Source organism: Novipirellula sp., from assembly GCF_041583735.1.
Taxonomy (GTDB): Bacteria; Planctomycetota; Planctomycetia; order Pirellulales; family Pirellulaceae; genus Novipirellula.
Window position 1 is genome coordinate 1 of the sequence record NZ_JBFHFD010000326.1, and the last position, 9,263, is coordinate 9,263.

Consider the following 9,263-nt stretch of genomic DNA (forward strand, 5'->3'; position numbering starts at 1 on the left):
CCTTCGAAATCTTTGCGTTGGAAAGGAAGCAATTTCTTCAGTGCGGCACGACGATCTTTTTCGTCTTGAGCCAAAATCATCGAACGCATGTGCGTGATTCGCTCAGGGTCAAAGAACATGTGCTCGGTACGGCAAAGACCGATGCCTTCGGCACCAAAGTCGCGAGCTCGCTTGCTGTCCGCAGGCGAATCGGCGTTGGTGCGAATCGCCAGCGTGCGGTACTCGTCGGCCCATTTCATCAACTTGGCAAAGTCGCCCGAAAGTTTCGGTTCTTGTGTTTCCACTTCGCCCGACATGACTTCGCCGGTGGTTCCGTCAAGGCTGATGATGTCTTTGACGCCGAAGGTGCGTCCGCCGACTTTGATCTTCTTGGTCTTTTCGTTGATTTCCACTTCGCCGGCACCGGCAACACAGCACTTGCCCCAACCGCGAGCGACGACCGCCGCGTGGCTGGTCATCCCGCCGGTGCTGGTCAAAATGCCCGCAGCAGCGTTCATGCCGTCGACGTCTTCGGGGCTGGTTTCTTTACGAACCAAGATCACCTTTTCGCCCGCGTCGGCTCGTTCACGTGCTTCTTCGGCACTGAACGCCAACTTACCGACCGATGCCCCTGGCGAGGCAGGCAGGCCGCGGGTCAAAACGTCCGCAGCGTTACGCGCGGTCGGCTTGAAGCTAGGCAGCAACAATTGAGTCAAGTCGTTCGCGGGAACACGCAAGACGGCGGTCTTTTGATCGATCAATTTTTCCTTGACCATGTCGCAAGCAATCTTGACTGCCGCGACTCCGGTGCGTTTGCCAGTACGGGTTTGCAGCATGTACAGCGTGCCACGCTCGATCGTGAACTCGATGTCCTGCATTTCAGCGTAGTGATCTTCGAGCGTTTTCTTGATCGCGATCAGTTCTTTGTGAACCGCTCGGTTCCACTTAGGCATTTCCGCAACCGGTTGTGGGGTGCGGATACCGGCGACAACGTCTTCGCCCTGTGCATTGATTAAGAACTCACCGAAGAATTTGTTTTCGCCGGTGTTGGGGTTACGAGTGAATGCAACGCCGGTTCCCGAATCGTCGCCCATGTTCCCATAAACCATCGATTGAACGTTGACCGCGGTTCCGAGCAAGCCACGGATACCTTCGATTTCACGGTAGCGAACGGCGCGGGCGGTGTTCCACGATCCGAACACAGCCATGATCGAAAGTTCAAGCTGCTTGATCGGGTCTTGTGGGAAATCTTCGCCAGTCGACTTTTTGTAAACCGCTTTGTAGGATTCGCAAAGTTGCTTCAAACCTTCGGCGGGAACTTCGGTGTCTTCGCTGACTTTGTACTTCTTCTTGATTTCGTCAAACGCTTTTTCGAATTGATGATGGTCCATGCCCATCACCACATCCCCGAACATGTTGATCAAACGGCGGTAAGCGTCGTAAGCGAATCGTTCGTTCTTGGTCGCTTTGGCGAGACCTTCGGTGGCCGCGTCGTTCAAGCCAAGGTTCAGGATGGTGTTCATCATTCCTGGCATGCTGACGGCTGCACCCGAGCGAACGCTGACAAGCAATGGGTTCGCATCGTCACCGAACTTTTTGCCCAGTTCTTTTTCGAGTGTTTTGACAGCCTCGTTAACTTCGTCCATCAAGCCCTTGGGCATCTTTTCGCCGGACTTGTAGTACGCATCGCATACTGCGGTGGTGATCGTAAATCCGGGAGGAACCGGAAGACCAATCGCGGTCATTTCAGCAAGGTTCAAACCCTTGCCGCCCAAGATTGCTTTGCTTGAGCCACGGCCTTCGGTTTTTGTCTTACCGAAGTAGTAAACCATCTTATCAGCTGAGCCAGCTTTCTTTGCCATAGTAAGTCTCTGAAGGAACCGTCGTGGTTTGTAAGTGAGAGATTAAAAACAGATCAAAAGGGGAGCCCGAAACATCTTTGAGCGGTCCCAAACAATAAGGCATTGGCGGCCCTAAACCACGAATAACAACGCCTTTTACGGGGAAACTTTATTTCCCATTTGACCTAAGGTCAATGAGTGCTAACGAATTTGAAGCTAATCACTGCGTTGAGTTGGGCGATTTCGCCGTGATTGCCGTTTGCGCTAGGGCGGTACCGATTTAGTAATCTTGAGGCCTGTTTCAGCCGCAACTTCGTTGCGGCGGCGACGCCAAACAAAGATCGGTCGCCCAATGTCAACACCCCAACCACTTGGTGAGTGCCGACGCCGAGGGCACGGGAAAGCCAGAGGGGAGCAAAACGAAAACAGCGGCGATGTGACTGATGCACACCGCCGCTGTTTTTAAATCAGTAGGGCTGACAGGAATCGAACCTGCACTCCAGTAAAGGAACTGGATCCTAAATCCAGCGCGTCTGCCAGTTCCGCCACAGCCCCGACGTGATCCGATGATGATAGTAAACAGGACGGCGATGCCGAAAGCCCGCCGTCTTGATTTTATCAAGCAAAAATTAGACTTCTTCGGTCACCACGGTTGGGACAACCCAAACCTTCAGTGCCGCGTCGACTTCGCTGTGCAAGTGAACCTTGACCGTGTACAAGCCCAATTCCTTTAGCGGGCCTTCCAAACGGATTTGGTCTTGGGCCAAAGTGAATCCAGCACCCTTGAGGGCATCGACGATCTCGTGGGCGCCGACGCTGCCGTACAAATGGCCTTCGTCGTTGGCGTTGGCTTCGATCGTGATCGATTGCTTGCCAAGCTCGTCCGCCATGTCGCGGTAGCTCTTCAGCTTTTCGAGTTCGATAGCACGCAATTTTTCGCGATGCTTCTCAACCATTCGCTTGTGATGGTCGGTCGCAACGGTGGCAAGTCCTTGCGGCAGCAAATAGTTCAACGCGTAGCCCGATTTGACTTCGACGATGTCGCCTTGCTTGCCGAGGTGCTCGACATTGTGGATCAATAGTAGCTGAATGCCACCGTTAGCGCCTTTGGGCAAACGTTTAAATGGTCGCTTGAACGATCGACCCGTGCTAGTCTTTGGTTTCGGCATCACAAAACTCGAGTGAACAAATAGGTGGTGTGTATGGATGGATTGATGGGTACTTAGGGGCCGTTCAGGTTAGAACGGGATGTCGGGATCGTCGTAACCGGGGCCGTTGCCGGTCGGTTGTGCTTCTCGTTGCCCCGCGGGGTTGCCCGTCGGCCGGGGTTGGGGATCGCGAGACGCGTGTGAATCTTGGTAGTCGTGCGAGTCGTAGCTGCTTTCTTGGACCGTGTCGCGTCGCTGTGGTTGGCTTCGTTGCCGCGATTCTCCGCCGCCTCCGCCACCGCCACCGCTGAGCATCTGCATCCGTTCTCCGATCACCCGCAGCTTGCTGCGTTTTTGGCCATCGGTTTCCCACATGTCAAGTTTCAGTCGGCCTTCGACAAGGATCGGTGAACCCTTGCTCAGGTATTCGCTTGCGACTTCTGCGGTTCGCCCCCAAAGTGTCACATCAACGAATGTCGTTTCCTCGACCCATTCTCCGGTAGCTGACTTTCGGCGGTCGTTCACAGCAATCGTGATTTCGGTCACCGCGGTACCCCCTTGGGTGTACTTCAGTTCGATGTCACGCGTGATGTTGCCTACAAGAACGACGCGGTTGTAGCTTGCCATGATTTTCCCCGAAACATTTTAAATGTCGAAATGTTTTTGCTTCCTACGTTGCGTCACGCTGCTGGCCATGCTTCTGGGACGCTTTAAAGATGCAAAAAATGCACCTATTCGCCATCCTACCGCTGCAGCCGCTGGTGAGCAAATACTAGGCTTCGGAGCTTACGACCGAATCGTCTTCTGCGTTGGCGTCATCCGAACTGTTGTCGTCGGAATCGTCCGTCTCTTCTTCGCTGCGATTCGAAAGCGTGAAGGTTTCTCCACGAGCATTTGCAAGCATTGGCTCAACCAAGCGAGGATCCAGCTTGAGAGTCAATTCACGCAAGATGGGTTCGCACAGTTGGAACGCTCGCTCGATCTTGACGAGTTGCTCGCCTTCGATTTCGAAGTACGTCAACCAGTAAGTACCTTTTTGGTGCTTATCGATAGGGTAGGCGAGTCGTTGTTCCATCCACATCCGGCTAACGAGCACGTTGCCTTCGTTTTCGGTGATGATTTGTTCGATCTGCTTGCTGACGCCGCCTGGATCGCGAGCGTATTGGTTGCTATCGAGGATGAATAGCGTTTCGTAAGTGTTTTTCGCCACGGTTTTATCGTCTCTCTACGGTCTGATTGGTTGCGTTGAACGCAGCGCTGTTTCGGAAAAATCTCTGTTTTGAAGCGGTATGTTATCGAGGCGGTGTGATTTTGCCCAGCACCGTATCGCATTTCCGCATTCGGGGTCCGCAGCGTTGGGTTCGGACCGTCGTTTCGCAACGTCAGTCTCGTTAACGCATTGGGGTGAACTTCTTACTCGCTTACTGAATCCCGCAAAGGGCCTGCAACACTAGGGGCTTGCAAGGTTATTGGGGTGGCTTGGTCTTGCCTTTTGGCTTGGCCGGCACCGCTCCGTTGTACTCAGTCATGGTTTGCGTAATCCCGTGGGTTGCCCAGTCCAGTGAGGCATAGGCAGCTCGGGTTGTCGCTTCATCGATCGTTGGCTGTTCGCTTTTGTTGAACTTACCCAGCACGTAATCGACGACTTCCCATCCTTCGGGAGGCCGGTCGATCCCGATCTTGAGTCGCGGAAACGACTCGGATCCAAGATGCCGGATGATGTCCGCCAACCCCTTTTGGCCTCCGGAGGACCCTGTGGCTTTCAGCCTCAGACGTCCACAGGGAAGGTTTAAATCGTCGCAGATCACCACGATTTCTTCGGGGGTCAGTTTGAAAAAATCAATTGCTTTTCTCACGCTTTTGCCACTGGCGTTCATGAACGTCTGTGGCCATAAAATCGCGAGTTTTTCGCCGCGGTAATTTCCTTCAGCCCAGAGCCCCTCGAAGCGAACTTTCGAAGGGCTGGCAGAGATCAATGCCGCGATTTTGTCCGCTGCCATGAAGCCGACGTTGTGTCGAGTTTGTTCGTATTTCTGCCCAGGATTTCCTAGGCCGACGATCAATTTCATGGCAGTGGATCGATGAGTCAGTGTGAACTGACTTTAGTCTTCCTCGTCCTTTGGTCCGCCCTTGGCGATCACATCCGGCTCGCTCGCACTTTCTGCCGAGTCATCTTCGGCCTTCATTGCACGCGGCTCTTCAACGTGAGCAACCACGGTGTCTGCGGGGGTGACGAGTTCCACGCCGGCGGGCAGTTCCAAATCGCCAGCGGTCAGCGATTGACCGAGGTGAAGATCGGAAACGTTCAGTCCAATGTTCTCAGGAATATCGCCAGCCGAGCAGCGGATTTCGACTTCATGATGGTTTTCCAACAGGATGCCGCCTTCACGAACACCCACGGGATCGCCGTGCACATGAATGGAAACGGTCACGTCCACTTTTTCGGACAAATTGACACGCATCAAGTCAAGGTGCAGCACTTCGATCCCCAAGGGATCCCACTGCATCGCGCAAACCATCGCGGTTTCTTTGATTGCACCGGCGAGCTCAACCGTCTTGCCGTGATGGCGCAAGAGGGCTTTGACTTCGTCCGATGGGACCGATAGCGACTCAGTCGCTTCGCCGTGTCCGTACAATACAGCGGGGATTCGACCGCTCTGACGCAAACGCCGAGTGGCAGCGGAGCCTGTTCGCTCACGCTTCTCGACCTGCAATACGTCTGTCATGGCTGGATCAACCTTCCAGTCAAATTGTGATTCATCAATAAATTTCGGTAAACGCCGAACGCCGGCTCCACAGCCCCCGAAGGCCGGATCGTATCAAAACGGGCGCGGCCGGAGGAAGCGCGTAAGTATGCGGGTTTCGCTTCCTCACGCAAGCCCAAAGAGGGCGTTTGGCACAAGCATTTCTTGGCGAATCTTGTCGGTCGCGGGCGGATACGCCTATCGCAACGATTTTTGTCGCCAACCGCGACCGCAAACGTCACACCATTGTGGTCGTGTTTGAGCTGCTAGGAAGCGGCATGCAAGCCGCCCTTGTTCCTTTGCCTACACGTCTTAGGCGTGGGCAGGGGCAGCGTCGGTCTAATGCGTAAATGCCGCAAAAACGCCCTTTTCTGCCCTTCCGATCCATAACCCAATCGGCGTTTCCCCACACGGACGCAGCCGTTTGCGGAGCACGGCGGGGTCGTGCCCGCTGCCCCGCACCTTGATCTTTTCGGCATACTGATTGCGTTGCCGGAGTTCGCGACGAAGTTTTCGTTCGTCGCAACTTCCCGACCAAATAACTTCGCCAATCGACGCGATCTCGCGGATTTTTTCCATGCGAGCGTCGTCGATTTCATCCTCGCTGGTCAAAAATCCAGTGGGGCCGCCGAGCGTTTTCAGTCCGTAGGTGCGAGCAAAGTACTCGGTCAGCCCCGCAGCGCGGACCGCCGCGTCGGGGTCAATGATCCATTGCCCCGGCGACTTGGCCGAGGCCACACGGATTGAATCCAGTTCACCCGACGGCGTGTCGCTCGAGTCAAACCGCGAGTAGTTTCCGTCGCTGCGGACCGCAAAGGCGGAAACCGAACCCGGATGGAATCCGGCCCGCTGCAATGCGTCGCCGAAAATCAGCGATTGCTCGCGCACGCCGCCCGAGAGCGAAATCCATGCTCGATGGATGCGATCATCGAGCTCGGTCTTGGCTGCCGGTGCTAATTTAATGATCGCGGCCGGCGCCGCTTCGATCCGCGGCAAGATTTGCGAGAGCGAAGGTTGATAGTCTTCGGGACGTGTGGTCCGTTTGCCGTCGGCGCGTCGATCGGGATCGAGATGGATCGCGGCATTCGCGGGAATCTCGATTTTCAGCACGTCTTCGCATACGGTTTGGATCGTTGCCGCCGTGGCTGAGACAGCGGGCACCACTTTGCGAAGATTTGCCTCAGTGTATTGCTGGATCACCGGATCCATGTCGACCGCAACCACGCCTCCATGGGACTCACCGCGGCGGGCTAATTCTAAGGCGTCGCCACCGATGCCGCAGCACAGATCGAACACCAAGTGATCGCCGAACCAGCTTGATTTTAGCTTTGCCACCTGCCACGCGGTTGCTTGTTGCAACGCACGGTCGGTCGCCCACCAAACACCCTCACCCAGTTTTTGGCGAGCTTTGCGTTGCAGCCTTGCAATCGCAATCAATTCGTAAAACGCGTCGCTGCCAAATTGGTGACGAAGTCGTTTGACGACCTTGACGTCGGAGCCTGCTGGCGTTGTCGCGGCGAGTTCAGCAATCGCCGCTTCGTAAGCGACGATCTGTTCGTCTTGAATGCTGTCTCGTATCGGCATTTGCGTTTCGTAGCTGCGCTCGCCAGAGCGTGGATGGTGGGCGTCCAACGCGAATCACCACCTTCTGGCGAAGGTAGCTACCAGAAGAGGCTTCACCGTGTTGGCCAAAACTTCGCAAGCCGAGTTACAGCAAACGCAGAATGTCGTTCGCAAACACCACCACCATTAGCAGCAGAATCATCAAGACGCCTGCCATGGTTAGCCGCATTTCGAGTTGCTCGTTTAGCTTCTTGCCTCGAATCGCTTCGGCGATCAAGAACATCATGTGGCCGCCGTCAAGTGCAGGAATCGGCAGGAAGTTCAGGATGGCAAGGTTCATGCTTAACATCGTCAGGAACAGCAATTGAGGCGAGATGCCTCGCTCGGCTTCCTGTTTTGCCAAGTCCATGATCGCCAATGGGCCACCCACGTGACGCATTTTTACTCGTCCTTGTGTTGCCATTCGCAAAAAGCGGAAGACGTCTCGCAAGCGGCGTTCGGCTTCGCGGAGTCCCAGCGAAAGTGCGCCGGTCACCGAGCTTGCTCGTTGAATCGATTCGCTGGCGGTGAGTCCCAGCCCACGCTCGAACCAGACTCGGTCGTCTTGTTGCACTGCGACCTGCGTTTCGATCACACGGCCTTTCGGGGATCGCGTCGCCAGCACTTGCAGCTGCGTGCCTTCGGGTAGGTACTGGATCGTTTCGATCAGCGAGCCCCATGGGGTAGGGCCGTCTTTTTCCCAGCCTTTACGTAATTGAGCGACCAAGGGCTCGAATTCGGCATCCTGTAACGGCGACATCAGTTCGCTGTCGGGGGTGATCAAGCGAACCTCTTGGATTTCGTCCCCGGGCTGCAATTCCAGCTCGGAGTCCGATGCATCCCCAGCCAACAAATTGGGCAACACGCTTGCCACGGTGGGCAGCGGGCGATAGGAAAATCCAAAGCGGTTGATCGCAATTTCGCCCGAAATTTGCGAGTCCGGAGCGTGGGTTTGCAGCGTATCTTGCGGGGCTAGTTCGACCTCGATCGTACGGGCTTCGTCCCCTTCGCCACGCTGCAGCGTCATCGTAATCGGCTGTTTCGTCGAAATCAGTTCCAGTGGCAACTTGTAAGCGTCGATCTCGGTGTCGCCGTTGATCGCGGTGATCACATCGCCGACTTGGACGCCTGCCTTCGCGGCAACCCCTTCGTCGACCAACCCGGTGATCGGGCTGATCGCCCAACGAACGCCAAGCATTTTCGCTTGCTGGGGCGGCAAGTCGACTTTGTGCTCGCTGCCATCGACTCGCTCGAGCGTCAATGAAATGGTTTTGGTCGGATTGGAGTACAGGTAATTGAAAAACGGCGTCGAGGGAACGATCAGCTCGTTATTGATTTTCTTTCCGTCATACGCAACGATTTTCGAGCCTGCATCGTCTCCGGTCAGCACGGTGGCGGCGATACTGCCAGGCATCGCGACGGTTTTCGAGCTGAGTTCAAGCGAGGTGGGGCTGACGATCCCGATCATCCGCACGTCCGAGTTTTCGGGGTGAGACGCCGTTTTTAGGTTGTATTTTCGAACCCCTTCGTCATAGCGAATCGACAAGCTGATGGGCTTTTCGGGGTTATCCAACCCTTCGGTCAAAATCGCCATTCGCATTTCACGGAAATGCATTTGGTCGTCGGTCAAACCGCCAACGGACACGACTTGCCCGCCGGGTTCAATGCCAGCCTGCCACGCTGGGCCGCCTGGGGTCACGCCGCCGATGATCGACGGGTTGTAGGTGACGCCGTAGCCGTACGCGATCGCGGCAAACAACACGCCGGTGATCAAGTTCATCACGACACCGGCGCTGATGATGATCATCCGCTGCCAAACCGGCTTGGCGGGGAAACTGCGTGGATCCAGCTTTTCAGGGGCGGTGTCATCGGCCTCTTCGTCCGCTTCGGCTGCGTCCTCTTTCATGCGAATCCGCTTCGCTTCTTCTTCGGCTTTGCGAGGATCGTCG

The 9,263-nt window shown here is 55.6% G+C and carries 8 protein-coding genes and 1 tRNA gene; all 9 read right to left on the reverse strand.

Going from position 1 to position 9,263, the window contains the following annotated elements; genetic code table 11:
* On the reverse strand, window positions 1-1,841 hold a 1,841-nt coding region (gene ppdK / locus ABX962_RS21250), incomplete at its 3' end, for a pyruvate, phosphate dikinase (protein ID WP_372722087.1).
* A gap of 450 nt (window positions 1,842-2,291) precedes the next feature.
* Window positions 2,292-2,375: transfer RNA gene (locus ABX962_RS21255), tRNA-Leu, on the reverse strand.
* Between the two features lie 74 nt (window positions 2,376-2,449).
* The gene (gene rplI / locus ABX962_RS21260) at window positions 2,450-2,989 is read right to left on the reverse strand and encodes a 50S ribosomal protein L9 (RefSeq protein WP_008694035.1); all 540 of its coding nucleotides are present in this window, start codon (window positions 2,987-2,989) and stop codon (window positions 2,450-2,452) included.
* Window positions 2,990-3,058: 69 nt separating this feature from the next.
* Window positions 3,059-3,595 (reverse strand): single-stranded DNA-binding protein, encoded by a 537-nt coding sequence (gene ssb, locus ABX962_RS21265; protein WP_372722089.1) that lies wholly within the window; start codon window positions 3,593-3,595, stop codon window positions 3,059-3,061.
* A 145-nt stretch (window positions 3,596-3,740) separates the two neighbouring features.
* Complete coding sequence (rpsF, locus tag ABX962_RS21270) at window positions 3,741-4,178, reverse strand: 30S ribosomal protein S6 (RefSeq protein ID WP_372722091.1); 438 nt, start codon at window positions 4,176-4,178, stop codon at window positions 3,741-3,743.
* A 256-nt stretch (window positions 4,179-4,434) separates the two neighbouring features.
* Entirely contained in the window at window positions 4,435-5,037 is a 603-nt protein-coding gene (pth, locus tag ABX962_RS21275; RefSeq protein WP_372722093.1) for an aminoacyl-tRNA hydrolase, read from the reverse strand.
* A 33-nt stretch (window positions 5,038-5,070) separates the two neighbouring features.
* Window positions 5,071-5,694: a 50S ribosomal protein L25 gene (locus ABX962_RS21280; RefSeq protein WP_372722095.1), complete on the reverse strand. Its 624-nt coding sequence runs from the start codon at window positions 5,692-5,694 to the stop codon at window positions 5,071-5,073.
* Between the two features lie 357 nt (window positions 5,695-6,051).
* On the reverse strand, window positions 6,052-7,296 hold the full coding sequence (locus tag ABX962_RS21285) for a class I SAM-dependent methyltransferase (protein WP_372722096.1): 1,245 nt from the start codon (window positions 7,294-7,296) through the stop codon (window positions 6,052-6,054).
* Between the two features lie 124 nt (window positions 7,297-7,420).
* The coding region (locus ABX962_RS21290) for a site-2 protease family protein (RefSeq protein WP_372722098.1) at window positions 7,421-9,263 on the reverse strand (1,843 nt) is incomplete at its 5' end.